Source organism: Vibrio sp. 070316B, assembly GCF_013114115.1.
GTDB lineage: Bacteria > Pseudomonadota > Gammaproteobacteria > Enterobacterales > Vibrionaceae > Vibrio > Vibrio chagasii_B.
Genome location: NZ_VTYC01000001.1, coordinates 273,227 through 298,292 on the forward strand (window position 1 = coordinate 273,227; position 25,066 = coordinate 298,292).

Annotated in this window: 24 protein-coding genes, 1 riboswitch and 1 other annotated feature; of the genes, 16 read left to right on the plus strand and 8 right to left on the minus strand. The window is 44.0% G+C overall.

Annotated elements, in window-relative coordinates; all coding sequences use genetic code 11:
• Positions 1–70: 70 nt before the first annotated feature.
• The gene (gene serS, locus F0251_RS01290) at positions 71–1,378 is read left to right on the plus strand and encodes a serine--tRNA ligase (protein ID WP_004741995.1); all 1,308 of its coding nucleotides are present in this window, start codon (positions 71–73) and stop codon (positions 1,376–1,378) included.
• A gap of 235 nt (positions 1,379–1,613) precedes the next feature.
• Positions 1,614–1,880 carry a DksA/TraR family C4-type zinc finger protein gene (locus tag F0251_RS01295; protein ID WP_061031776.1) on the plus strand — a complete coding sequence of 89 codons (267 nt, stop codon included), beginning with the start codon at positions 1,614–1,616 and terminating at the stop codon, positions 1,878–1,880.
• 133 nt (positions 1,881–2,013) lie between these two features.
• Here the strand turns inward: F0251_RS01295 and bioA are convergent, their stop codons facing one another.
• Entirely contained in the window at positions 2,014–3,294 is a 1,281-nt protein-coding gene (gene bioA / locus F0251_RS01300) for an adenosylmethionine--8-amino-7-oxononanoate transaminase (protein WP_061031775.1), read from the minus strand.
• Between the two features lie 159 nt (positions 3,295–3,453).
• Here bioA and bioB point away from each other — a divergent pair, with 159 nt between their 5' ends.
• The 4 genes from bioB to bioD are packed head-to-tail and all read left to right on the plus strand — an operon-like array spanning position 3,454 to position 7,152.
• On the plus strand, positions 3,454–4,506 hold the full coding sequence (gene bioB / locus F0251_RS01305) for a biotin synthase BioB (protein WP_061031774.1): 1,053 nt from the start codon (positions 3,454–3,456) through the stop codon (positions 4,504–4,506).
• On the plus strand, positions 4,493–5,668 hold the full coding sequence (gene bioF / locus F0251_RS01310; protein ID WP_171730150.1) for an 8-amino-7-oxononanoate synthase: 1,176 nt from the start codon (positions 4,493–4,495) through the stop codon (positions 5,666–5,668). Before bioB ends, bioF begins: the two co-directional genes overlap by 14 nt.
• A complete protein-coding gene (bioC, locus tag F0251_RS01315; RefSeq protein ID WP_171730151.1) occupies positions 5,669–6,472 on the plus strand; it encodes a malonyl-ACP O-methyltransferase BioC in 804 nt (267 codons plus the stop codon).
• Positions 6,469–7,152, plus strand: coding sequence for a dethiobiotin synthase (gene bioD / locus F0251_RS01320; protein ID WP_171730152.1), 684 nt, complete (start codon positions 6,469–6,471; stop codon positions 7,150–7,152). The genes bioC and bioD overlap by 4 nt, the downstream gene beginning before the upstream one ends.
• Positions 7,153–7,259: 107 nt before the next feature.
• Here the strand turns inward: bioD and F0251_RS01325 are convergent, their stop codons facing one another.
• Positions 7,260–7,481, minus strand: coding sequence for a hypothetical protein (locus F0251_RS01325; protein ID WP_171730153.1), 222 nt, complete (start codon positions 7,479–7,481; stop codon positions 7,260–7,262).
• A gap of 36 nt (positions 7,482–7,517) precedes the next feature.
• A complete protein-coding gene (locus tag F0251_RS01330) occupies positions 7,518–8,906 on the minus strand; it encodes an MATE family efflux transporter (protein ID WP_253821607.1) in 1,389 nt (462 codons plus the stop codon).
• 97 nt (positions 8,907–9,003) lie between these two features.
• On the opposite strand from F0251_RS01330, the gene F0251_RS01335 reads away from it, so the two are divergent.
• Entirely contained in the window at positions 9,004–9,894 is an 891-nt protein-coding gene (locus F0251_RS01335) for a LysR family transcriptional regulator (RefSeq protein ID WP_171730154.1), read from the plus strand.
• Positions 9,895–9,974: 80 nt separating this feature from the next.
• Here the strand turns inward: F0251_RS01335 and F0251_RS01340 are convergent, their stop codons facing one another.
• Positions 9,975–10,142 (minus strand): hypothetical protein, encoded by a 168-nt coding sequence (locus F0251_RS01340; protein WP_162884288.1) that lies wholly within the window; start codon positions 10,140–10,142, stop codon positions 9,975–9,977.
• A gap of 275 nt (positions 10,143–10,417) precedes the next feature.
• On the opposite strand from F0251_RS01340, the gene htpX reads away from it, so the two are divergent.
• The gene (htpX, locus tag F0251_RS01345) at positions 10,418–11,281 is read left to right on the plus strand and encodes a protease HtpX (protein ID WP_171730155.1); all 864 of its coding nucleotides are present in this window, start codon (positions 10,418–10,420) and stop codon (positions 11,279–11,281) included.
• 241 nt (positions 11,282–11,522) lie between these two features.
• Here htpX and purB read toward each other — a convergent pair whose 3' ends face one another.
• From purB to mnmA, 3 genes are all read right to left on the minus strand, one after another.
• The gene (gene purB / locus F0251_RS01350) at positions 11,523–12,893 is read right to left on the minus strand and encodes an adenylosuccinate lyase (protein WP_061031767.1); all 1,371 of its coding nucleotides are present in this window, start codon (positions 12,891–12,893) and stop codon (positions 11,523–11,525) included.
• Between the two features lie 143 nt (positions 12,894–13,036).
• On the minus strand, positions 13,037–13,654 hold the full coding sequence (hflD, locus tag F0251_RS01355; protein WP_061031766.1) for a high frequency lysogenization protein HflD: 618 nt from the start codon (positions 13,652–13,654) through the stop codon (positions 13,037–13,039).
• Between the two features lie 43 nt (positions 13,655–13,697).
• The gene (mnmA, locus tag F0251_RS01360; RefSeq protein ID WP_061031765.1) at positions 13,698–14,834 is read right to left on the minus strand and encodes a tRNA 2-thiouridine(34) synthase MnmA; all 1,137 of its coding nucleotides are present in this window, start codon (positions 14,832–14,834) and stop codon (positions 13,698–13,700) included.
• A gap of 203 nt (positions 14,835–15,037) precedes the next feature.
• Here mnmA and F0251_RS01365 point away from each other — a divergent pair, with 203 nt between their 5' ends.
• Both F0251_RS01365 and F0251_RS01370 read left to right on the plus strand, forming a co-directional pair.
• The gene (locus F0251_RS01365; RefSeq protein WP_008223525.1) at positions 15,038–15,307 is read left to right on the plus strand and encodes a hypothetical protein; all 270 of its coding nucleotides are present in this window, start codon (positions 15,038–15,040) and stop codon (positions 15,305–15,307) included.
• A 102-nt stretch (positions 15,308–15,409) separates the two neighbouring features.
• A complete protein-coding gene (locus F0251_RS01370; protein WP_061031764.1) occupies positions 15,410–16,714 on the plus strand; it encodes an inosine/guanosine kinase in 1,305 nt (434 codons plus the stop codon).
• 211 nt (positions 16,715–16,925) lie between these two features.
• On the opposite strand, the gene F0251_RS01375 is transcribed toward F0251_RS01370, so the two are convergent.
• The gene (locus F0251_RS01375; RefSeq protein WP_061031763.1) at positions 16,926–17,336 is read right to left on the minus strand and encodes an H-NS family nucleoid-associated regulatory protein; all 411 of its coding nucleotides are present in this window, start codon (positions 17,334–17,336) and stop codon (positions 16,926–16,928) included.
• A gap of 365 nt (positions 17,337–17,701) precedes the next feature.
• Positions 17,702–17,879: riboswitch (Lysine riboswitch) on the plus strand.
• 112 nt (positions 17,880–17,991) lie between these two features.
• On the opposite strand from F0251_RS01375, the gene F0251_RS01380 reads away from it, so the two are divergent.
• The 6 genes from F0251_RS01380 (at position 17,992) to hisH (ending at position 25,057) form a co-directional block, all read left to right on the plus strand.
• Positions 17,992–19,584 carry a Na+/H+ antiporter NhaC family protein gene (locus F0251_RS01380; protein WP_061031762.1) on the plus strand — a complete coding sequence of 531 codons (1,593 nt, stop codon included), beginning with the start codon at positions 17,992–17,994 and terminating at the stop codon, positions 19,582–19,584.
• Between the two features lie 190 nt (positions 19,585–19,774).
• Positions 19,775–19,911: a sequence feature (His leader region), on the plus strand.
• Between the two features lie 53 nt (positions 19,912–19,964).
• On the plus strand, positions 19,965–20,861 hold the full coding sequence (gene hisG / locus F0251_RS01385; RefSeq protein ID WP_061031761.1) for an ATP phosphoribosyltransferase: 897 nt from the start codon (positions 19,965–19,967) through the stop codon (positions 20,859–20,861).
• The gene (gene hisD / locus F0251_RS01390) at positions 20,861–22,162 is read left to right on the plus strand and encodes a histidinol dehydrogenase (protein ID WP_105059270.1); all 1,302 of its coding nucleotides are present in this window, start codon (positions 20,861–20,863) and stop codon (positions 22,160–22,162) included. Before hisG ends, hisD begins: the two co-directional genes overlap by 1 nt.
• 9 nt (positions 22,163–22,171) lie before the next feature.
• The gene (gene hisC, locus F0251_RS01395; RefSeq protein WP_061031759.1) at positions 22,172–23,212 is read left to right on the plus strand and encodes a histidinol-phosphate transaminase; all 1,041 of its coding nucleotides are present in this window, start codon (positions 22,172–22,174) and stop codon (positions 23,210–23,212) included.
• A gap of 132 nt (positions 23,213–23,344) precedes the next feature.
• Positions 23,345–24,433: a bifunctional histidinol-phosphatase/imidazoleglycerol-phosphate dehydratase HisB gene (hisB, locus tag F0251_RS01400; protein WP_105059271.1), complete on the plus strand. Its 1,089-nt coding sequence runs from the start codon at positions 23,345–23,347 to the stop codon at positions 24,431–24,433.
• Positions 24,434–24,442: 9 nt separating this feature from the next.
• Complete coding sequence (gene hisH / locus F0251_RS01405) at positions 24,443–25,057, plus strand: imidazole glycerol phosphate synthase subunit HisH (protein ID WP_105059272.1); 615 nt, start codon at positions 24,443–24,445, stop codon at positions 25,055–25,057.
• Positions 25,058–25,066: the final 9 nt, after the last annotated feature.

A 25,066-nucleotide genomic window follows, 5' to 3' on the forward strand; every position in this document is an offset into this window, starting at 1 on the left:
TTTAGGGGTTTAGTGGTGATTCAGTAGCCAAGCTACTGAATATTCAAATAACTAAAGCATAGGATTAGCAATGCTGGATTCTAAATTACTTCGAGCTGAGCTGGATGAAACAGCGGCAAAATTAGCACGTCGAGGCTTCGCCCTTGATGTAGAGACAATTCGTGAACTTGAAGAAAAGCGTAAGTCCCTTCAGATGAAAACTGAAGAGCTACAAGCGTTACGTAACTCTCGATCGAAGTCCATTGGTCAAGCGAAAGCAAAAGGCGACCATGAAGAAGCTGAGCGTATCCTTGCTGAAGTAGGCAACTTAGGCGCAGAATTAGACCAAGCTAAAGCAGCATTGGCTGAGCTTCAATCTGATCTAGAAACGATCACTATGTCTATTCCAAACCTGCCAGACGAGTCTGTGCCAGAAGGTAAAGACGAAGATGATAACGTTGAAGTTTCTCGTTGGGGTCAACCTAAGACTTACGACTTCGAAGTGAAAGATCACGTTGATCTTGGCGAAATGTCTGGCGGTCTTGATTTTGCTAGCGCAGTAAAAATCTCAGGTTCTCGTTTCATCGTGATGAAAGGCAAATTTGCACGTCTACACCGTGCGATTGCTCAGTTCATGTTGGACCTTCACACTGATGAGCACGGCTACACAGAAATGTACGTACCGTACCTAGTAAACCACGATAGCCTATACGGCACGGGTCAACTTCCTAAGTTTGGCGAAGACTTGTTCCACACAAGCCCGCTAACTGAGCAAGTAAGTGACGTACCTCTTAAGACGCTATCACTTATCCCTACTGCGGAAGTACCGGTAACGAACATGGTTCGCGATACCATTACAGACGAAGCTGAACTGCCACTTAAGATGACAGCTCACACACCATGCTTCCGTTCTGAAGCAGGTTCTTACGGTCGTGACACTCGTGGTCTTATCCGTATGCACCAATTCGACAAAGTTGAACTAGTACAAATCACTAAGCCAGAAGACTCAATGGCAGCTCTTGAAGAGCTAACAGGTCACGCTGAGAAAGTACTTCAACTTCTAGAGCTTCCTTACCGTAAAGTGGTTCTATGTACTGGTGACATGGGCTTCGGCGCTGCGAAAACTTACGACTTAGAAGTATGGGTTCCAGCACAAGAGACTTACCGTGAAATCTCTTCTTGTTCAAACATGTGGGATTTCCAAGCTCGTCGTATGCAGGCTCGTTTCCGTCGTAAAGGCGAGAAGAAACCTGAACTTGTGCACACACTAAACGGTTCTGGTCTTGCTGTTGGTCGTACTATGGTTGCGATTCTTGAGAACAACCAAGAAGCAGATGGCCGTATTGCTATCCCAGCAGTACTTCAGCCATACATGGGCGGCGTAACGCACATCGGCTAATCGTTTTACGATTTAATGAGTCCATAAAATATTGAAAACCCAGCCTATTGGCTGGGTTTTTTATTGCCTCAATAATAGGTTGGTGCATTCCTTAGCTACTTTTATTTTAGTACTATTACCATAGTGTAATAGTGTTTTGTTATTTTTGGTCATTATTACTTAATTGATATGTAGCTATAATGTCCTCTTACCGCGGTAGGTAAAGATTTTCTCGTTTATGTATTGAGGAGGGCTTATGGCCGTAGGATGGGCTGGAGACGACAGTGTCAGCCAGCAAATACAAAACACCATCGATGATGAGATCTCTCGTGTAAGAGGGAACCTTCGAGGTGGTGAGAGTTTGCGTTATTGTGATGAGTGTGGCGACGAGATACCAGAACAAAGACGACTCGCGATAAAAGGCGTTCGTTTGTGTATCGAATGTCAGTCATTATTAGAGCATGACGCACATCGACATTCATTGTTTAACCGTCGAGCAAGTAAAGATAGTCAATTGCGTTAAACTGACGGATATCTTCAAAATAGATAAGGCCTTACTTTTATGTAAGGCCTTTTAGTTTTATTAAATGATTTATTACTGAAGATATACGGAAATAATCATCGCTCTTGTTTAGAACAATAAACGCATTATTTAATTACGATTTAAAGCAATGAGCATTTTTTAATGCAGTATCGATAGCAGCGACCAATTTCTCGATATGTTGTGGTTCGCTAATAAACGGAGGCATCATATAAATTAACCTTCCAAATGGACGAATCCAAACACCTTGCTCGACAAAGTGAGCTTGTATAGCTTCCATCTCGACAGGTGAATGGGTTTCAACTACACCAATAGCGCCCAACCAGCGAACGTCTTTAACCAGTGCATGCTCTCGCAAAGGTGGCAGCAATTCAGAGAAAAGCTGTTCAATTTGTAGGGTTTGATTTTGCCAATGGCCTTGTTCTATGAGGGATAAACTCGCTGCTCCAACGGCACAAGCTAACGGGTTACCCATAAAAGTCGGGCCGTGCATGAAGCAACCTGCCTCACCTCCACATACGGTGTCCGCGACTTCTTTGCTTGCTAGTGTTGCTGAGAGCGTCATATAACCACCAGTCAGAGCTTTGCCGACACACAAAATATCCGGTTGAATATCTGCATGCTCGCAGGCAAACAGTTTGCCTGTGCGGCCAAACCCGGTCGCAATCTCATCTAAAATCAACAGCACGTTAAACTCATCACAAAGCAAGCGAACTTGTTTCAAGAATTCAGGGTGATAAATACGCATACCGCCAGCGCCCTGAACGATTGGCTCTAAGATCACGGCGGCGACTTCTTCATGGTGTGCGGATAGCTTTTCACGAAAACTATCAATGTCACTTGGGTTCCAATCATCCCAAAAGCCAGTCTTTGGCGATTCAGCGAAAATATGCTCAGGTAAAAAGCCCTTATAGAGACTGTGCATTGAGTTATCGGGGTCTGTCACTGACATCGCAGCGAACGTGTCACCGTGATAACCATCTCTCAGCGTTAAGAATTTAGAGCGAGGTTGTCCTTTCGCATGCCAAAATTGAAGTGCCATTTTCAGGCTCACTTCTACCGCGACTGATCCTGAATCAGCCAAAAATACGTGTTCTAGATTGTCTGGTGCTAGTTTTAGAAGTTTCTTACATAAATCGATAGCCGGCTGGTGGGTGATGCCACCAAACATGACGTGTGAAACCTTATCGATTTGGCTGTGTGCGGCTTCGTTTAAGACAGGGTGATTGTATCCGTGGATCGTTGACCACCAAGAAGACATGCCATCAATAATTCGATTTCCGCCTTCTAGTTCTAGGTAAACGCCGTCTGCATTGGTAACAGGATAGCAGGTCAGAGGTGTTAACGTTGATGTGTAGGGATGCCAGATATGCTGGCGATCAAAGGCGAGATCCATAACGATTTCCGTTCTTGTTGTGATTAAAAAATAACCAGATGTAAACTTTTGTTATTATCAATGTGTTGACAGTCTAAAGCTTGTCGGTAGACTAGCCAAGCATAAATGCAATCTCTATTGATGGAGATGCGACATCAAATAATAAAAAAGGATCGACACGTGGAAGTTCGTCATGACTGGACAGTCGCTGAAGTAAAGGCACTGCTTGAAAAACCATTTATGGATTTAATGTTTGAAGCACAACTGGTTCACAGACAGTACCAAGAGCACAACCACGTGCAGGTGAGTACGCTGTTATCGATCAAAACAGGTGCCTGTCCTGAAGATTGTAAATACTGCCCTCAAAGTGCTCATTATCGAACTGATGTCGATAAAGAGCGCCTGATGGAAGTTGAACGTGTGCTGGATGCCGCACAAAAAGCGAAGAATGCGGGCTCAACACGTTTCTGTATGGGGGCAGCATGGAAGAACCCTAAAGAGCGCGATATGCCACACCTTACCGATATGATTAAAGGTGTGAAAGGTATGGGGCTAGAAACCTGTATGACACTTGGCATGCTAACGCCTGAACAAGCAGGTGAGTTAGCAGATGCAGGATTGGATTACTACAACCACAATCTTGATACCTCTCCAGAGTTTTATGGCAGCATTATCACCACTCGTACCTATCAAGATCGTCTAGACACGCTATCTCACGTTCGTGATGCAGGTATGAAGATCTGTTCGGGCGGTATTATTGGTATGGGCGAAAGCACTAATGACCGTGCGGGCTTGCTAGTTGAACTGGCTAACCTTCCGGTACACCCAGAGAGTGTACCTATCAACATGCTCGTTAAAGTGAAAGGCACACCGATGGAAAACGTCGATGATGTTGAGTCTTTCGACTTTATTAAATTGATCGCGATTGCTCGCATCATGATGCCTAAGTCTGCGGTTCGTTTATCTGCAGGTCGTGAGAACATGAACGAACAAATGCAAGCGATGTGTTTCATGGCGGGTGCAAACTCTATCTTCTATGGCTGTAAGCTACTGACTACGCCAAACCCGGATGAAGATACAGATATGCAGCTGTTCAAAAAGTTGGGTATCAACAGCCGAGAAGTGGCTCAAAAGCCAGATGAAATTCAAGAAAACGAACTGTTAGATCAAGTGGTGGAGCGCGTTGCAGCTCGCCCTACGAAAGATGACATGTTCTACGATGCCACGGTTTAAATCTCGCATTGAAGAAGCCCTTGTTCATCGCCGTGAGCAAGGGTTAACTCGTCAACTCAAGGTGCTTGAAAACAGTAATGGTCCATTGCTTAGTAGTGAAGGTTCATCCTTCATAAACTTTTCGAGTAATGACTATTTGGGACTGGCGAACGATCCTGAGTTGGTCGAAGCATGGCAAAACGGGTTGTCTCAGTATGGCGCTGGCAGTGCAGCGTCGCCATTAGTCACCGGGTTTAGCCCAGCTCATCGAAACCTAGAAGCTCAGCTGTGTGGGTGGCTTGGCTTCGAACGTGCCATTCTTTTTAGTTCTGGATTCAGCGCTAATCAAGCCCTGTTGTTTTCTTTGCTCGAGAAAGATGACGTCTTGCTACAAGACAAGCTTAATCACGCCTCTTTGATGGAAGCGGGTGTACTTTCTCCTGCCACAATGAAACGCTTTAAGCACAACGATGTGCAGCACCTTGAGTCGTTACTAAGCCGTTCTCCCCAATCGTTAGTCGTGACGGAAGGCGTTTTCAGCATGGATGGTGACCAAGCCCCTCTCGATATCATGTCTTGCTTGACCAATCGACACGACAGTTGGTTGGCGGTTGATGACGCTCATGGCATCGGTGTATTAGGCGACAGAGGGGCAGGAAGCTGCAATGCTGCGCAAATCACACCTGATATTTTGGTGGTGACCTTCGGTAAAGCATTTGGTCTCTCCGGTGCTGCGATTCTATGTTCAGCCGAGGTGGGTGATTACTTAACCCAGTTTGCACGTCATCATGTCTATTCGACGGCAATGCCGCCCTCACAGGCTGTCGCTTTGTCGCATGCTTGTCAGATGATTCAAACCCAAGAGTGGCGCAGAGAGAAACTGACAGAGTTAAGTGCTCATTATGCGGAGCAGATGAAATGCGTACCGGGCTTTGTTGATACCAAGACTCCGATTAAGCCATTGGTGATAGGCGAAGCAAAGACGACATTATCGGTCGCAGATGAGTTAAAAAATAATCAGATTTGGGTGACAGCAATCAGGCCGCCAACTGTACCAGCAGGAACAGCTCGTTTGAGAATCACATTAACTGCCAATCACACTCAAAAACAGGTTAGCCAGTTAAGCAGTTTGTTACTTAAAGCTATCGAATCCAGACCTGTATTAAAGGAAGAGGCTCAGTAAATGTCACAAGAAGCAGTAGTGCATGAATACCTAGGCCAAGACAAAAGTGCAATTGCCGAAGCGTTTGGTAAGGCAGCAACTACCTATGATAAACACGCTGAGTTTCAGCGCGATGTTGGTCACCGATTGCTGGATAAGCTACCAAACGATCTTTCTGGTGTTAAGGTGCTCGATCTTGGTTGCGGGACGGGCTATTTTTCAGAGCAATTGTTGAATCGTGGTGCAGAAGTGGTTTGTGCCGATCTCTCTATTGGAATGCTAGAGAAGGCAAAGCAGCGTTGTGGTTCTGCCGTCTCTTTATATCAGCAAGCTGATGCCGAACAATTGCCGTTTGCAAATGGAAGCTTTGACATTGTTTTTTCGAGCTTAGCTTTGCAATGGTGTGACGATTTATCGTCACCGTTGAAGGAGATGAAGCGTGTGACTGTAGCGGGTGGGCGGGTTATTTTCTCAACTTTGCTCGATGGATCACTGTTTGAGTTAGAAAAGTCATGGAGCAAAATTGACGCACATCAACACGTTAACCATTTTATTACAATCAATCAGGTAAAAATTGCGTTAGCGCAATCTAGCTGTACGGTTCATCAACTAGACTTGCCCACCATCACCGTTTGGTACGACACTTCATTTGAACTGATGCACGACCTTAAAGGTATCGGCGCTAATCACGTAAGTGGTCGCTCACAAGGTTTAACAAGTCGTCGCATGTTGCAGCTTGTTGAACGGGAATATCGAGAGTTTAAAAACCATCAAGGTTTCTTACCAGCAACATATCAAGTTTGTTTAGGGGTTATTCAATTATGATTGATGCAGTATTCATTGCAGGTACGGATACCGAAGTGGGAAAAACTGTGGTTTCAAAAGCGATTCTTCAAGCTTTGGCCGCACAAGATTTATCAACAATTGGTTATAAGCCAGTTGCTGCAGGGTGTGAAAAGTACCCTGAAGGGTTGCGTAACAGCGACGCGCTGCATCTTCAAGAAGCGGCGACGCAAGATATTGCTTACGAAGACGTTAACCCATACGCATTGTTACTACCATCATCACCTCACATCGCAGCCAAGCATGACGGTGTCGTGATTGATGAAGCGGTATTATCGGCGAAACTAGACGAGCATAAGCAAAACTCTGACATCGTTCTAGTTGAAGGTGCTGGTGGCTGGCGTGTACCGGTTTCAGATGACGAATACTTGTCTAGTTGGGTTAAAAAAGAGCAGCTTCCAGTTGTATTGACGGTTGGTATTAAGCTGGGTTGCTTGAGCCATGCGCTGCTAACTGCTGAAGCGATTCGTGCTGACGGCTTAAACCTAGTAGGTTGGGTGGCTAACCGTATTAATCCAGGCACTGAACATTACGCGGATATTATTGCGATGCTTGAAGATAAGCTAGGTACACCAAAGTTAGGTGAAATCCCTTACGTACCAAAAGCGAAGTCTAAGAATATTGGTAAGTACATTGATGTAGCACCTCTACTGAATCTTTAACAGCTGATCTTGGTTTGTAGAGAATATTTCGATTTCTAATCGTTTCTGCGTACTGATTTCATGAAAACCGAGTGGAATCTATTCACTCGGTTTTTTTGTATGCAGGGCTAAACTTTCCTATCTTCTTTTTTATCATCTGGCTTATAGCCCATGGTGCGAATATGCTCACCGTGAATGGTGTTTTTCATTAATGCCCACAAAGCCTCAAGGAATCGTTTGTGAGCAGCATGATGCCTAATGTACTTAACATGGATTAATATATAAATGGCGATGAAAAGTAAGGTCGCGATGGTGACGCCGTAGGCTTCATACAAAGTAATTATATTCATTTTTAGTCTCTTAATTTTTGTATAGGTAAATCGTGTCTATTGAGCTAAGTAGTTAAACCAACGCTTACTTCGAAATCGATAGATACAAGCGAACCACTTAAACAGAGTTTCCAAAAAGAAAAGCGCGAAAACCCACTCCGGACTCAACCCCATCAGTAAAGCGCCTATTGCGGCTAAAGGGATACCAAAACACCATTGAGTGATTAGGTCTTGGTATAAGCAAAATTTCACATCACCTCCAGCTCGTAGCACGCCAACGACCATGGTTGTTGGGAGTGAGCGCAAAATAATTCCTAAGCACAAAATCCCATAGAATTTATTTGCTAGCTCTATAGTTGTTGCTTCCAAGGAAGTGAAGAGAGCGAGAATCGTGTCTTTTAGTGCATACAGCGATAATGACACACACAAAGTAACCATGAATGCGATCACAGTGATCATAATGGCGTGGCGGTATGCCGAATCAAAGTCTTTTGCACCGATGTGGTTACCAACAATAACTGCCGAAGCATTTGCAATTCCGATTAAAAAGCTAAGAGAGAAGGCTTCAATTGGAGTAATGATCGACAAGACTATCAGCCCTTCATCGCTAGAACGCCCCATGATGGAGGTGTAAGCGAATAAGCCCCCGGCCCATAAGGCAAAGTTGATAGTGGTAGGGAGAGCCAAACGAGTAAGCTGTTTGACATGAGAAAACAGCAGTGCTTGTCTTATATCTGACAGGTTAAACAAAACTACATTTTTATTCAGTTTCAGGTAAATGATCGTTATTGCCACTTCGAGCAAGCTACTGATTAACGTGGCAACTGCAGCCCCCTTTAATCCCATCTGAGGTGCGCCGAAGTGTCCAAATATCAATACCCAGTTGAGCAATATATTGAGAATGATACCAAGACTGCTTAGATATAAACTGATTGAAGCTTGGTGTACTGAGCGTAGGTACGCGGCGATACTGCCAGTAAATGCCACGCAAAATAAGCTAAAGCTGGTAATAAATAGATATTGAGAGCCCAGAGCTTGCACTTCGACGTTATTGGAAGATAGACCCATAACTTGTGAATTTGCCAGTGCTAGAGCACCGAAAGGCATTAGTGCAAGCAGGCTTGATAGCAACCAAGTCAATGCAGTATTTCTTTTGGTTCCTTGGTCGTCCTTTTTCCCAAAATACTGAGCAATTAAGATAGCGCCAGCCGTTGTCACACCGGAGAGAATGATGGTAGCAACAAATAAGGCTCGGCTAGAGACACCTGCCGCTGCAATATCGTTCTCGCTCAATTGACCAATCATGATTAGGTCAATCACTCCTTTGCTAGAAAAAAAGATACTTTGTAGCGTTATAGGGAGTGCGAGAGCAAAAAGCTGCTTTAAGAGTGGGGCATTAAATTGCACCAGTGGGTTTGAAGTTATTGATCTTTTTTTGGGAGTCATAGCACTAACAAGTAAGAAATACTGCTAGCAATTATGCTAGGAATTTCACACTCTTAAAAATCACTTATGATGGGGTTAGGCGTTCAAAAGGTGTTTTATGCATACGTTGGAACAACTGCGAGCTTTTATTGCTGTTTACGAGAACCACTCCTTTAGCGGAGCCGGACGATCTTTAAATAAAGATCGTACAACGGTTAGGGAATTGGTGAAGTCTTACGAAGATGCTTTAGGTTACGCTCTTTTTAATATCGTAGGAAGAAAGGCAGTAGCAACATTTGCGGCAGAAAAACTGTATCCACATGCGATTCTGGTGATTAGACAGGAGAGCAAGTTGGCCGAAGTGAGTCAATTCTTATTCTCTGCGTCGAGAACACATTTTAATATTGGTTATGATGTCGATTTTCCATTTGGTTTTTTGAAGAGTGTCGAGTTATGGGCAACTAAATGCTTTCCATTAGTGAGTATTAACTGGTTGGCGAGAAATCGTGAGGTTGGCCTTGATGAGCTGAAATGTGGTGCACTCGATTTTGCTATTTTCCCGACTAGAGGCGCTATTTCCCTAGGATTTCCAGCTCACTTCCAACACCTTGGGTATATTGATTATGGTGTATATGTTGGGAGCGATACTTCGTTGGCGCATAAACCTACTTTTGATCTTGAAGATGCTCAGTTGGAAATCCAATATCTGAGTGAAAACGCATTGAAAGCAGAGGGCGTTATAAAAGCGTTTTCCTATAGCACGCGTATTGTTAGTAGTAGCGATTTAATCATACAGCTGCTTCAAGACCAAGGATGGGCACTATTGCCTAATCGAACTGCTGAAGGGGCTGTTAAGAAGGGCGATATAGAAAAGAAAGAGACGAGTTTGCTAAGCAATGATTTGAAAGTCCCCTTTAGCTTGTTTCATACCATTGAGTTAGGAAGTGACCCATTTATTAAAGCTCTTCGAAATGAGTGTGATTTGTTGGCTAAGCGATATTTCAATTAATGTTACTATGGGTAAATAGAAAAAAGGCTGCGATTGCAGCCCTTTTGCTATTTTAAGCCTGTGTAGAGTTAAGCTTGGGATCAATGTTCTTTTGTAAGTCCCATTAGTGCTTGTTGTGTCTCTGTGATGTTTGTCTGCGCAGCCTCTGGCGTAAGAATACCGATCTGTTTTTTCGCTTCTTCTTCAGTAATCCCCAGGTGACAGCACAGTAAATCGATAGCCATTTGAGTGTTAGTACCTTCAACCATGATCCTTTCCTTTTGTTACATGAACTAGCCAATCATTAATTGATTAACACTCTAAACTGAACGATAGAGGTAGACCATACTACTTAGGTCTAATGGACGAGTGCAAATTGCGCTACTCCCGTAATCAAATGTTTCAATTTAATGCTTAACCTTGTTTTCTTAATCTAAGACTATATGTATAAGTAAGTATAAGTCGTCAAGGTTGGAATCAATTGCTGTCTGCCTTGTCTATAACAATAAGTTTGATAAAAACAGCTTTCATGCGGAGATAAGTAATGAAGCGAGTAATGTTGTTCCTTGCAACCAACCTTGCGGTTGTATTGGTACTAAGTGTTGTTCTTAATATTGTATACGCAGTCACAGGTATGCAACCAGGTAGCCTCTCAGGCTTGTTGGTGATGGCTGCGGTATTCGGTTTCGGCGGCTCATTCATCTCACTAATGATGTCAAAGAAAATGGCACTTCGTTCTGTTGGCGGTATGGTGATTGAAAGCCCACGCAACGAAACAGAACACTGGTTGATGGAGACGGTAAGCCGTCAAGCCCAACAAGTTGGTATTGGTATGCCGACAGTGGCGATCTACGATTCGCCAGACATCAACGCATTTGCAACTGGCGCTAAGCGCGACGATTCATTGGTCGCAGTATCAACAGGCCTGCTACACAACATGACGCGTGATGAAGCTGAAGCGGTATTGGCTCACGAAGTTAGCCACATCGCAAACGGCGACATGGTGACAATGACGCTAATGCAAGGTGTTGTGAACACGTTCGTTATCTTCCTTTCTCGTTTCATTGCTAACATTGTGGCGTCGAACGACAACGAAGAAGAGGGTGGTAGCAACATGATGGTCTACTTCGGTGTGTCTATGGTGTTGGAGTTGGTATTTGGTTTCTTAGCGAGCTTCATCACCATGTGGTACAGCCGTCATCGTGAATTCCATGCTGATGCAGGTGCAGCGCACTTGGTAGGTAAAGAGAAGATGATTGCTGCACTAGAGCGTCTAAAGGTGAGCCACGAGCCACAACTAGAGGGTTCTATGATTGCATTTGGTATCAACGGTAAACGTTCTCTAACAGAGCTTCTAATGAGCCACCCACCGCTTGATAAGCGTATTGCTTCTCTACGTAACATGTAATCTCTAATATATTGAGAGAGTGCTAAAGGCTTCCTACGGGGAGCCTTTTTGATCGTGGTTTAAGTGGCGATAGGAAGGAATGTGGTTTGCCTATTCTGAGAGCTTAGGTCGATCAAAGTGAGGTGACAGGTAGGGTTTGTGTTCTTGTTTGGTAAGTCTGTGTCTGGGCATGTTATTGCACGTAATAAAAAGGCTTCCACATGGGAAGCCTTAGTCTATTCTGCAATTCGAAATTCGAAAATTACAGCTTGTCAGTTAGCTCGACAGCTTGACCGATGTAGTTCGCTGGAGTCATCTCTTTCAGACGAACTTTCTCGTCTTCAGGGATCTCTAGGCCGTCGATGAATGCGCGCATGCCTTCGCCATCTACACGTTTACCACGAGTTAGCTCTTTTAGCTTCTCGTATGGCTTCTCGATGCCGTAACGACGCATTACTGTTTGTACTGGTTCAGCAAGAACTTCCCAGTTCTTGTCTAATTCAGCAAGTAGTGCTTCGCGGTTAACTTCTAGCTTGCTAATACCTTTCAGAGTTGAAGTGTATGCAATGATTGCGTAGCCAACACCAACACCTAGGTTACGAAGAACCGTAGAGTCAGTTAGGTCACGTTGCCAGCGAGAAACTGGTAGTTTCTGTGCTAGGTGGCCAAATACAGCGTTAGCTAGACCAAGGTTGCCTTCTGAGTTTTCGAAGTCAATTGGGTTAACTTTGTGCGGCATGGTAGATGAGCCGATTTCACCAGCAATCGTCTTCTGCTTGAAGTGACCAAGAGCAATGTAGCCCCAAACGTCACGGTCGAAGTCTAGAAGGATCGTGTTGAAACGAGCAATCGCGTCGAATAGCTCTGCGATGTAATCGTGAGGTTCGATTTGAGTTGTGTATGGGTTCCAAGTTACGCCAAGAGATTCAGTGATGAACTCTTCTGAGAACTGGTGCCAATCTACTTCTGGGTATGCAGAAAGGTGTGCGTTGTAGTTACCAACAGCGCCGTTGATTTTCGCTAGGATTTCAACGTTTTCGATTTGCTTGTATTGACGTTCCATACGGTACGCAACGTTCGCCATCTCTTTACCCATAGTAGAAGGAGAAGCAGGCTGACCGTGTGTACGAGAAAGAAGAGGAATGTCGCGGTATTCGTTCGCAAGCGCCTTGATTGCGTCGATTACGTTGCGGATCTCTGGAAGAACAACTTCGTCACGAGCTTCTTTAAGCATAAGTGCGTGAGACGTGTTGTTGATGTCTTCAGAAGTACATGCAAAGTGAATGAATTCGTTTACAGCGTGAAGCTCAGGAACGCCTGCTACTTTCTCTTTCAAGAAGTATTCTACGGCTTTCACGTCGTGGTTTGTTGTGCGCTCGATCTCTTTGATACGTAGAGCGTCTTCTTCGCTGAAGTTAGCGGCTAGTTCATCAAGAAACTGGTTAGCTTCTGCACTGAACGCTGGTACTTCTTTGATTGCATCAGTAGCTGCAAGCTTTTGTAACCAACGAATTTCAACGATAGAGCGGTACTTTAGTAGGCCAAACTCACTAAAGATGCTGCGTAATGCAATAGTCTTACTTCCGTAACGGCCGTCTACTGGTGAAACAGCAGTCAATGCTGACAGTTCCATGGTGTTCTCCTGAATTGAGTTTTTTAAATTTTGAGAGGTTTATACCAGTAACAATCTCAATTGTCACGCACATTGCGCAAACGTTTGCGTTAGAGTTGTATTGATACAAAAAACAAGCTCGCGACGAGGCGCGAGCTAATAAGTTACATTCGAGCTAATAGGATTTGAGCCTGCTCGATCATCTTCTTGCGACCGAAGATAAGGTGACGACGTTTGCCGCCAACTTGACGCCATAGAACAGCACTTCGAATCCCTGAGAGTAGTAGGGCGCGAACCTTGTGTTGGCTCGAGGTTTGTTGAAGTACCGCTGGTGTACCAGAAACCTGAATACGAGGGCCGATTGGGCTTACAACATCAAGGTAGATGCTCGCTAGGTTGCTGATCATTTGTTCATCAAACAAGTCGAAATGTTCACTCTGGCGCTCTGCTGTTTGAATGCGGTCACCAAGCTGAGACATAGAATCGTTGCGAGATGATAGCTTACGTTCAAGCGCCATTAAGCTGATGATGTAACGAGTAATATCGCTACCAGCAGGAGTACTATCGATACCTTTTACTAGGCACTCAAGCCCAAGTTTTAGGTTAGCTTCACGCCCAAAAACACCCACAGTGTTCGCTGGGTTAGTGTTCAAAATAGCACTGAGTGAAGCTTCGAAGGCATCTTTATCACAATGGCCGTCTTTCGCTACTTGTTGAACCAAAGCCACAGCTTGGCAAATTCCGGCGAAAGCAATGGTACGGTCATAAAGTGTATTAGCCACGTAGTAACTCCTAGTTGTCTTCTATCGTTTGTCGTTCGATCAGTTAGATGCGTTTTTCGATGATACCACCACCAAGACATACGTCATCTTGGTAGAATACTGCAGACTGACCAGGGGTCACTGCGATTTGTGGCTCGTCAAAAATAACCTTAATGTTCTCGTCATCAATTGGGATGATTGTACAAGGAATATCGGTTTGACGGTAACGTGTTTTTACCGTGCATGTCATAACTTCAGTAATTGGTGTGCGATTTACCCAATGAAGCTGAGAAGCGATCAAACCTTCTGATTTTAGAAGTGGGTGATCCTTACCTTGTACGGCAATCAGAACATTACGTTTAAGGTCTTTTTCGCCAACAAACCATGGGTCTTCGTTACCGCCACCGCCTTTGGTACCACCAATGTGAAGGCCTTTACGCTGACCCAATGTGTGGTACATCAGACCGTTGTGTTTACCAATCACTTTACCTTCTGGTGTTTCGATATCACCTGGTTGTGCTGGTAGGTATTTGCCAAGGAACTCTGTGAACTTACGCTCACCGATAAAACAGATACCTGTCGAATCTTTCTTCTTCGCGGTGATTAAGTCTTGCTCTTCAGCAATGCGTCGAACTTCAGGCTTCTCTAGTTCACCAACTGGGAATAGGCTGCGCGCAACTTGATCTGAGCTTAGTGTGTAAAGGAAGTAGCTTTGGTCTTTGTTGCTGTCTAGACCGCGTAGCATTTCTGGTTTAACGCCAGCCTCTAGTTCTTCTTGAGTCGGGAAAGTACGACGAACATAGTGACCCATCGCAATGTAGTCTGCGTCTAGTACTTCATCGGCAAACTCTAAGAATGCTTTGAATTTGATTTCTTTGTTACAAAGAATATCTGGGTTAGGCGTACGGCCTGCTTTGTATTCCGCAAGGAAGTATTCAAATACGTTGTCCCAGTATTCTGCAGCAAAGTTGATAGTGTGAAGGTGGATACCTAGTTTGTCACATACCGCTTGAGCATCAGCAAGATCTTCAGCTGCTGTGCAGTATTCTTCGTTATCGTCTTCTTCCCAGTTTTTCATGAAAAGGCCTTCTACCTGATAGCCTTGTTGCTGAAGAAGATACGCCGATACTGACGAATCTACACCGCCGGACATACCGACAATTACTTTCTTTTCGCTGTTTCCAGAGCTGATATCTGACATGTCTAAACACCGTTACTATTACTTGGTCGCAGATTCTAACAGAAAGAGAAACGCCGTGACAGATCCGAGACCGGAATCACAGTTTCATTTGCACAAATAGTGCGCTGAGTTTGTTAGGAATCGCATGAGAGCGAGGTGAGTCGCTAGGATGTCAGAAGTATATGTGGCATAGTCGCTCGAAATCCAAGACCTGAGATAAAAAAATGTCTGAACAAAACGAATTTATGCAAGAAGAGCAGTTGATTGAAATTATTGAAAATCAGCTAGAAGACGGCCAGCCAATTAAGGTAAAAGAGACGTTAATGCGTCTGATGATGACAGGCACACCGCGTGAAGATGCAATTGCAGCAATGGCATGTGCACTTGCCGTTGAAGTATTTGACGTAATGAAAAATGGCGCAGAGTTTAACCAAAAGCGTTATGCCGAGCATTTAGAGATGCTGCCTGATTTAAGCTTTATGGAAGGCGAATAAAAAAATAGCTCAGCAAACGTTTGCTATAGTTTGAATGATTGCCGCGTTAAATATAGCGCGGTAGAATCCGCCACCTATTTCCCCTTGACTTAGACTAGCCCTATGAAATTCCCTGGACAACGTAAATCAAAGCACTATTTTCCGGTTCACGCTCGTGATCCATTAGTGAGCCAAGCTCAAAGCAGTAAAAGAATGTCACGTACTCATATTATCGGTATTGACCAAACTTTGGTGGATATTGAAGCAAAAGTGAGTTCTGAACTTATTGAGAAGTACGGTTTAAGTAAGGGACACTCACTGGTTATCGGTGATGAAGCGGCTGAGTCTTTATATCAAGAACTCAAAGAACAGTGCTTAATTACCAATGAATATGCTGGTGGCACTATTGGTAATACATTACACAACTATTCAGTCCTGGCGGATGACCGCTCAACACTGCTGGGCGTAATGAGCCAAGATATTAAAATCGGTAGTTATGGTTACCGCTATTTATGTAATACATCAAGCAGAATGGATTTGAACCATTTACAAGGGGTAGATGGCGCAATTGGTCGCTGCTTTGCATTAATTACTGAAGACGGTGAACGTACTTTCGCAATTAGCGAAGGTCAAATGAACCAACTAAATCCAGAAAGTATTCCTGAAAAGATTTTCAAAAGTGCTTCTGCTTTAGTATTAACTGCTTATTTAGTTCGTTGTAAACCAGGTGACCCTATGCCTGAAGCAACAATGAAAGCGATCGAATACGCGAAGAAATACGATGTGCCTGTTGTTTTAACACTGGGTACGAAATTTGTTATTCAAGACGATCCTGAATTCTGGAAAGATTTCTTAGAGCAACACGTAACTGTTGTTGCAATGAATGAAGACGAAGCTGAAGCTTTAACTGGCGAAAGCGATCCACTAGCTGCCTCTGATAAAGCGCTAGACTGGGTAGACCTAGTATTATGTACAGCAGGTCCTGTTGGCTTATTTATGGCGGGTTACACAGAAGATGCAGCGAAGCGTGAAACATCACTGCCTTTGCTTCCTGGTTCAATTGCCGAATTCAACCGTTACGAATTTAGTCGTCCGGCTCATAAAGATCTATGTGAAAACCCAACGAAAGTTTATTCACATATTGCTCCTTATATGGGCGGTCCAGAAAAGATCAAAAATACTAATGGTGCTGGTGATGCTGCTTTATCGGCTTTATTGCATGATATGGCTGCGAATAAGTACCACAAAGAAAACGTGCCAAACTCAAGCAAGCACCAACATTCATTCCTGACATATTCTTCTTTCTCACAAGTTTGTAAATACTCAAACCGTGCAAGTTACGAAGTATTAGTTCAGCACTCTCCACGTTTATCTCGCGGCCTTCCTGAAAGAGAAGACAGCCTAGAAGAAGCGTACTGGGAAAGATAAGAGATTTTGTTTATCTGGTGCGCATGAGTTTATCAAATGCGCATCTATGTTTATAAAAAACATTGAAGAGTAACAAAATATAAAAAAGGCTCCGAAAGGAGCCTTTTTTGTTTCTGAATATATTGAAGCCGTAAATAATACTTTGGTCGACTTAAATATTAATTCTATTGCTTAGTAGGTAATTGGATTACTCACTCTGCAAACTAAACGCTTAGATAGCGAAATCTTCCAGAGATTTACCAGCATCTAGTTGTTCTTGGATAGCTGAAGGCGTACGACCTTGGCCTGTCCAAGTTTTCTCGTCACCGTTTGCGTCTACGTATTTGTATTTAGCTGGGCGAGGAGCGCGTTTTGCTTTTGTTGTTTTAGATTTTGCTTCACCAGAAAGTGCAGCAATAAGATCAGCAACATCAATTCCGTCTTTTGCAATTTGCTCAGCAATAGCAGAAAGTTTAGCTTCTTGTGCTGCTTTTGCTGCACGTTCTTCAGCTTCAGACTCTTGACGCTCTTGTACAACAATAGTTAGCTTGTCTAGCGCTTCTTCTAATTGCTCAAGAGTTAATTCACGTGAGAATGCGCGAAGGCTACGGATATTTAATAGAGTTTTTGTTAATTCAGACATGATATTTTCCATCAAGGTAAACTAAATAATCCACCTAATAATAAACAGAGCTTAGGAATAAAACAAATAGTATTTCTTCTATTACATATTTAAATATAAAAGTGAGATGAATAGTTGAAAATTTCCATGCACCTTTCTATTGAATTTATAATAGATATTAAGATTATCTTAAAAACTGATATGTGACTGGTGGAGTAATTACCTTATGTTGACTACTCTTAGGTTGATTAGTTCATAAATAAAAAGCTGCTTTTTCTCGGAATGATATGTTGCATTGTTGCTCTTGATGGGTACAATTGCGGCTACCTGATGCGATGCTTTGGTTAATCATTTGTTAAACTATTGTTTGATTGGTTAATAATGTTGTCGCACGTAGAGGTGCAATTATAAAAAGTAGTTTTCGTTGGGGTGATGCCAATGAACGGGAATGAAAGGTGTAATTGCCGAAGTAAATTGTATATCTAAGCAATTTGCTGGGGTTGTGCTCAATAGGTACAACACTGCCATAGTCTTAATTTTAAACTATGGAGCGCTACTGTAGGGTTGGGTGAAGTGTTCACTTCCCTTTCGCTTAGTTCAACATGAACTTGGTCAGCCGTATCAAGTTTGTCTGCAGTAGATCTCTAGCCAAATAAAAAACTGGTTTTTGAAGATCATGAATTTAATAGATTTTGCAACATCTCCTTTATCTTTGCTTCCGCCACTTGTGGCTTTAAGCCTTGCTATTGTTACCCGCCGTGTATTGGTTTCTTTGGGTGTCGGTATCGTTATGGGTGCCATCTTGCTGGCTGACTATTCAGTAGGTAATGCCGCTAGCTACGTATTTACTAAAGCATCTGGTGTTTTCATCGAAGATGGTGGTATCAATACTTGGAACATGAGCATCATTGCTTTCCTAATTATTCTTGGAATGACAACAGCGCTATTAACGCTTTCTGGTGGTACTCGTGCATTCGCTGAGTGGGCTCAATCTCGAGTTAAGAGCAAGCGTGGTTCAAAACTGCTTGCTGCATTTTTAGGTGTATTCATCTTTGTTGATGATTACTTCAACAGCTTGGCAGTGGGTGCAATCTCTCGTCCTGTTACAGACCGTTTCTACGTATCTCGCGCTAAGCTAGCTTATATTCTTGATTCTACTGCAGCTCCTATGTGTGTGATCATGCCAGCTTCTAGTTGGGGTGCTTACATCATTACTATTATTGGTGGCATCCTAGTAACACACGGTGTGACTGAGTATTCAGCTCTCGGCGCTTACGTTCGTCTAATTCCAATGAACTTTTATGCGGTATTTGCACTTCTTATGGTGTTCGCAGTGGCGTGGTTCGGTCTAGATGTTGGTAAGATGCGCGATCACGAGATCGAAGCGTCTCAAGGCCGTGGTTTTGAAGGTGACAACGATAGCCAGCAAGCTCACGATCTAAACGAAGAGCTAGATATCGAAGAGAGCGAGAACGGTTCTGTTTCTGACCTAATCATGCCGATCGTTTCATTGATCGTAGCGACTGTAGCTGCGATGCTTTACACAGGCGGTCAGGCGTTAGCTGCTGATGGTCAAGCGTTTAACCTACTTGGTGCATTCGAAAATACAGATGTTGGTAAATCTCTTGTTTACGGTGGTGTTATCGGCTTACTAGTAGCACTAGCGACAGTATTCAAGCAAAAGCTATCTATGGCCGATATCGCAAGAACAATGTGGATTGGTGCAAGCTCTATGTTTGGCGCAATCCTAATCCTTGTGTTCGCATGGACTATCGGTTCTGTAATCGGCGACATGAAAACAGGTTCGTACCTATCATCTCTAGTAACGGGCAGCATCGATTACCACTGGCTACCAGTTATCTTGTTCCTTCTAGCGGGCGTTATGGCGTTCTCAACAGGTACTTCATGGGGTACGTTCGGTATCATGCTACCTATCGCAGGTGACATGGCAGCAGCATCGGATATCGCACTGATTCTTCCTATGTTAAGTGCGGTTCTAGCGGGTGCAGTATTTGGTGACCACTGTTCTCCAATCTCTGATACGACGATTCTGTCTTCTACTGGTGCTCGTTGTAACCACATCGACCACGTATCGACACAGCTTCCGTACGCGCTTTCAGTCGCATTTGTATCGTGTATTGGCTTTATTACCTTAGGTATGACAGCTTCTATTGGTATCGCATTCAGCGCTGCAGCACTAACGTTCGTAGCTGTATGTTTCGCTCTGGCTTATTTCTCTCGTTGCAAAATGGCGACATGTAAAAGCTAAAAACGAAAGTTAATCAGTAAACTATCAGGGAGGCGTTGGCCTCCCTTTTTTATGCCTGTTAATTTAATTTTAAGTTTCGTGAAAAAAGTTCGAATAAATGGTTGAAAAAGGATCTTACCTTAGTTAGTGTGGAGACAAGACAGCAAACAACCTAAGAGCTGATAAGTATGCGTAAATTAGTAATGAACATTCATCACCATCATCACCCTATCTAGTCTTTCGGGGAGATTTACGTATACCCGGGAGCAAGATTACTCCCGGAGGTTAAGTCAAAAGAATTTAGATTTAAACCCTCGGGATGACAGAGTCTTCCGAGGGTTTTTTAGTTTTAGCGCTTTTAAATAATCAATAAATTCAAATATTTGCAGAGGGATACAGCAATGCAGACACAACGCCTAAGAATCGCAATTCAAAAGAAAGGTCGCTTAAGTAAAGAGTGCCAAGACCTACTAAAAAAATGTGGTGTTAAATTTAACATCATGGGTGAGCGCCTAGTGGTTCATTCACTAAATATGCCAATTGACCTGCTATTAGTTCGTGATGACGACATCCCAGGTCTTATCATGGACGGTGTGGTTGACCTTGGTTTTATCGGTGAAAATGAGCTTGAAGAAGTTCGTCTAGATCGCCTTGCTCTTAAAGAGCCAGCAGAGTTCGAAACACTACGTCGTCTAGATTTCGGTGGCTGCCGTTTATCTATCGCAATTAACAAAGATGAAGAGTACAACGGCCCACAAGATCTAGCGGGCAAGCGTATTGCAACAACCTACCCACAACTACTTAAAGCCTACATGGACGAGCAGGGTGTTGATTTCAGCACTTGTATGCTAACAGGCTCGGTTGAAGTAGCTCCTCGCGCTGGCCTTGCTGACGCAATCGCGGACTTGGTTTCTACTGGTGCGACGCTAGAAGCAAACGGCCTAAAAGAAGCGGAAGTGATTTTCCAATCTAAAGCGACCTTGATTCAACGTACTGGTGAATTCGACGCAGACAAAACAGCATTGATTGAAAAACTACTGACTCGTATGCAGGGTGTTCAACAAGCGAAAGAGTCGAAGTACATCATGCTACACGCGCCAACGTCTCAGCTGGAGCAAATCAAAGCACTACTGCCTGGTGCTGAAGATCCAACGGTTCTGCCACTGTCAACGGACAAAGATAAAGTTGCTGTTCACCTAGTAAGTACAGAGAACTTGTTCTGGGAAACGATGGAACAGCTGAAAGAGTTGGGCGCTAGCTCGATTCTAGTACTACCAATCGAAAAAATGATGGGGTAATGACGATGAGAACCGTTGTTTGGCAATCTTTAAGTGAGTCACAGCAAGACTCGGTATTAGAGCGTCCCGCTATTACTGAAGGTGCAAACATCACAGCGACAGTTTCTGATGTTATTGCAAAAGTACGAAATGAGGGTGATGCCGCGCTTAAAGAACTGACTGAGAAGTTTGACCGCGTGACTCCAAAATCAATTCGAGTGAGCTCGGATGAGATTGAAGAAGCGAGCGCTCGTTTAACTCCAGAAATGAAGCAGGCGTTAGAACAAGCTTACAGCAATATTGCTAAGTTCCATGAAGCTCAGAAACCTCAGCCAATTAAGGTTGAGACGCAACCAGGTGTTGTGTGTGAGCAAGTGACACGTGCAATTAACACGGTTGGTCTGTACATCCCGGGTGGCAGTGCGCCGCTTCCGTCAACGGTTCTTATGTTAGGTGTTCCCGCTCAAATCGCAGGTTGTCGTAAGGTTGTGCTTTGTTCGCCTCCACCAATCGCTGACGAAATTTTGTACGTCGCTAAGCTTTGTAAGATCGATGAGGTTTACAACGTTGGTGGTGGTCAAGCGGTTGCTGCGATGGCTTACGGTACGGAAAGCGTTGCTAAAGTCGATAAGATTTTCGGCCCAGGTAATGCCTTCGTAACTGAAGCGAAACGCCAAGTGAGCAACGACTTCCGTGGCGCGGCGATTGATATGCCAGCAGGCCCATCAGAAGTGTTAGTGATTGCTGATGAAACGGCAGACGCAGACTTCATTGCGGCTGACTTGTTGAGCCAAGCGGAGCACGGACCTGACTCGCAAGTGGTGTTGGTAACACCATCGCCATTGATTGCAGATCAAGTAACCGAAGCCGTTCAAAAACAATTGAAAGAACTGTCTCGTGCGAGTATCGCTCAGCAAGCGTTGGCATCAAGCCTAATTATCATTGCTGAATCTATCACTCAAGCGATTGCTATTTCGAACTTCTACGGTCCTGAACACTTGATCGTTCAAACCAAGAATCCACGAGAATTGCTGCCATTGCTAGATAATGCAGGCTCTATTTTCCTTGGTGACTGGTCTCCAGAATCTGCAGGTGATTATGCCTCTGGTACTAACCACGTATTGCCGACCTACGGTTACACAAAGACGTATTCTAGCCTTGGTTTAGCCGATTTCTCTAAACGTATGACGGTGCAAGAACTGACAGCCGATGGCTTAAAAGGTCTAGCTCCGACTGTAGTAACAATGGCGGAAGCCGAAGGCTTGGATGCACACAAACGCGCTGTGACCATCCGAGTTGAAAAGTTAAACCAAGCAAAATAAGGGCAGGGCATGGAAAAGTTAGCGAGAAAACAAGTTCAGGCTCTTACACCTTACTTGTCTGCAAGACGCATTGGCGGCACGGGTGACGTTTGGTTAAACGCCAACGAATCCCCATTCGATAACGAGTACAACGTAAGCTTGTCTCGTCTTAATCGCTACAGCGAATGTCAGCCTAAAGAGTTGATTGATGCTTATGCTCAATATGCAGGTGTGAAATCAGATCAAACTCTGACAACACGTGGTGCCGATGAAGGTATTGAACTGCTGATTCGTGCTTTTTGTGAGCCGAACGAAGACGCTATTCTTTACTGCCCACCAACCTATGGTATGTACGCGATTAGCGCTGAGACGATTGGTGTTGAGCGCAAAGTTGTACCTCTAACTGCTGAATGGCAACTCGATCTTCCAGCGATTGAAGCTCAGTTAGACAACGTGAAAGTGGTGTTTGTTTGTAGCCCAAATAACCCGACTGGTAATTTGGTTGAACGTAAAGACATCATCAAGTTACTTGAGATGACTCAAGACAAAGCGATTGTGGTGATGGATGAAGCGTACATCGACTTCTGCCCAGAAGCGTCAACCGTTGATTTACTTGAGCAATACCCGAATCTAGCGATTCTGCGTACCTTGTCTAAAGCTTTTGCATTGGCTGGACTACGCTGTGGCTTTACGCTGGCGAACCAAGAGCTTATCGATGTATTGTTGAAAGTGATTGCGCCATATCCAGTGCCAATCCCTGTTGCGGATATCGCGGTTCAAGCACTTTCAGAACAAGGTCTTGCAAGAGCAAAGTTTCAGGTTTTGGACTTGAGCGCTAACCGAGCATACTTACAGGCAGGCCTAATGGGGATGCCTAACGTTACGGTATTTGATGGTTGGGGTAACTACCTTTTGGTTAAATTCCCGAACGGTGACGAATTGTTTAAAGCGGCATGGGACAGTGGCATTATCTTACGTAATTCGCCAATTGAAGACTGTGTTCGAATTAGTATTGGTAACCGCGAAGAGTGCGAAAAGACACTTGGATTCATTCGTAACTTTTATCAGTAACGAAAGGCTTGCCAGTAATAACATTTGTTAGCCTTTATTCGATGAATAATAGGCTGACAAATGAAATCAATATTTTGGGTTAGCGTTTGATTTTTGCTAGGCCACCAGATTTAAAATTAAAAGGAAGTTCAAGTGAGTAAACAACAGAAAATACTTTTTATAGACCGCGATGGCACCTTAATTGTTGAGCCGCCAGTAGATTTCCAAGTAGACCGTTTAGACAAACTAAAATTTGAACCGCTAGTGATTCCTAGCCTACTTGCATTGCAAGATGCTGGTTACCGTCTAGTGATGGTAACTAACCAAGATGGCCTTGGTACTGATAGCTACCCACAAGAAGATTTCGATGCGCCACACAATATGATGATGGATTTGTTCGAATCTCAAGGCGTAAAGTTTGATGACGTGCTTATTTGCCCTCACTTTGACGAAGACAATTGCTCTTGCCGTAAGCCTAAGCTAGGCATGGTTAAAGAATATCTACAGGGCGGTAAAGTCGACTTCCAACACTCTGTTGTGATTGGCGATCGAGTAACGGATCTTCAACTTGCAGAGAACATGGCAATCCGCGGTATTCAATATGGCCCAGATGCTGAAACGGAAGGCACGCTAAACTGGCCACAAATTGTAAAAGACCTGACGGTTAACGCTCGTGTTGCTGAAGTGGTTCGTACCACCAAAGAAACTGACATCAAGGTAGCGGTAAACCTTGATGAAACCGGTGGCAACAAGATCGATACAGGTATGGGTTTCTTTGACCACATGCTTGATCAAATCGCGACACACGGTGGTTTCCAAATGAACCTGACCGTGAAAGGCGACCTGCACATTGATGATCACCACACAGTAGAAGACACAGCACTTGCGTTAGGCCAAGCTCTGAAAGACGCGCTAGGTGACAAACGTGGCATTGGCCGCTTTGGCTTTAGCCTGCCAATGGATGAGTGTTTCGCTCAGTGTGCGCTAGACCTCTCTGGCCGTCCATACCTGAAGTTCGATGCTAAATTTAGCCGTGAGCAAGTGGGTGACCTTTCAACGGAAATGGTGGTTCACTTCTTCCGCTCATTAACTGACACGCTAGCTTGTACGCTGCACCTTTCTTCTGCTGGCAACAATGATCACCACATCATTGAAAGCCTATTCAAAGCGTTTGGTCGTACACTTCGCCAAGCAATTAAAGTTGAAGGTACTGAGTTACCGAGCAGCAAAGGCGTCCTGTAAGGAATGGGTATGAAAGAGCAGAAAGTCGTCATTATTGATACTGGTTGTGCCAATGTTTCATCGGTGAAGTTCGCCATTGAACGTTTGGGCTATGCGGTTGAAATTTCAAAAGAGCCAGAAGTGGTTCTTGCAGCTGACAAGTTATTCCTACCCGGTGTAGGCACAGCAAGTGAAGCGATGAAAAACCTACAAGAACGTGACCTTGTCGCTCTTGTAAAGCAAGTAGAGAAGCCTCTACTTGGCATTTGTTTAGGTATGCAGCTTCTTGGTAAATTGTCTCAAGAGAAAGGCCAAAAGGCTGACGAGCTAGTTGAATGTCTAGGCTTGTGCGAGGGTGAGGTTCGTTTACTGGATACGGGCGATTTACCACTGCCACACATGGGCTGGAATACCGTCACAGCAACACCGAATCACCCTCTATTTAAAGACATTGAAGAAGGCGAGTACTTTTACTTCGTTCACAGCTTCGCAATGCCAGTAGGTGACTACACCATCGCACAGTGTGATTACGGTAATCCGTTTACCGCAGCGGTGCAAAGCGGTAACTATTATGGTGTTCAGTTCCACCCAGAACGTTCATCAAAAGCTGGTTCTAAGCTGATTCAGAATTTCTTGGAATTGTAATAAGGATTA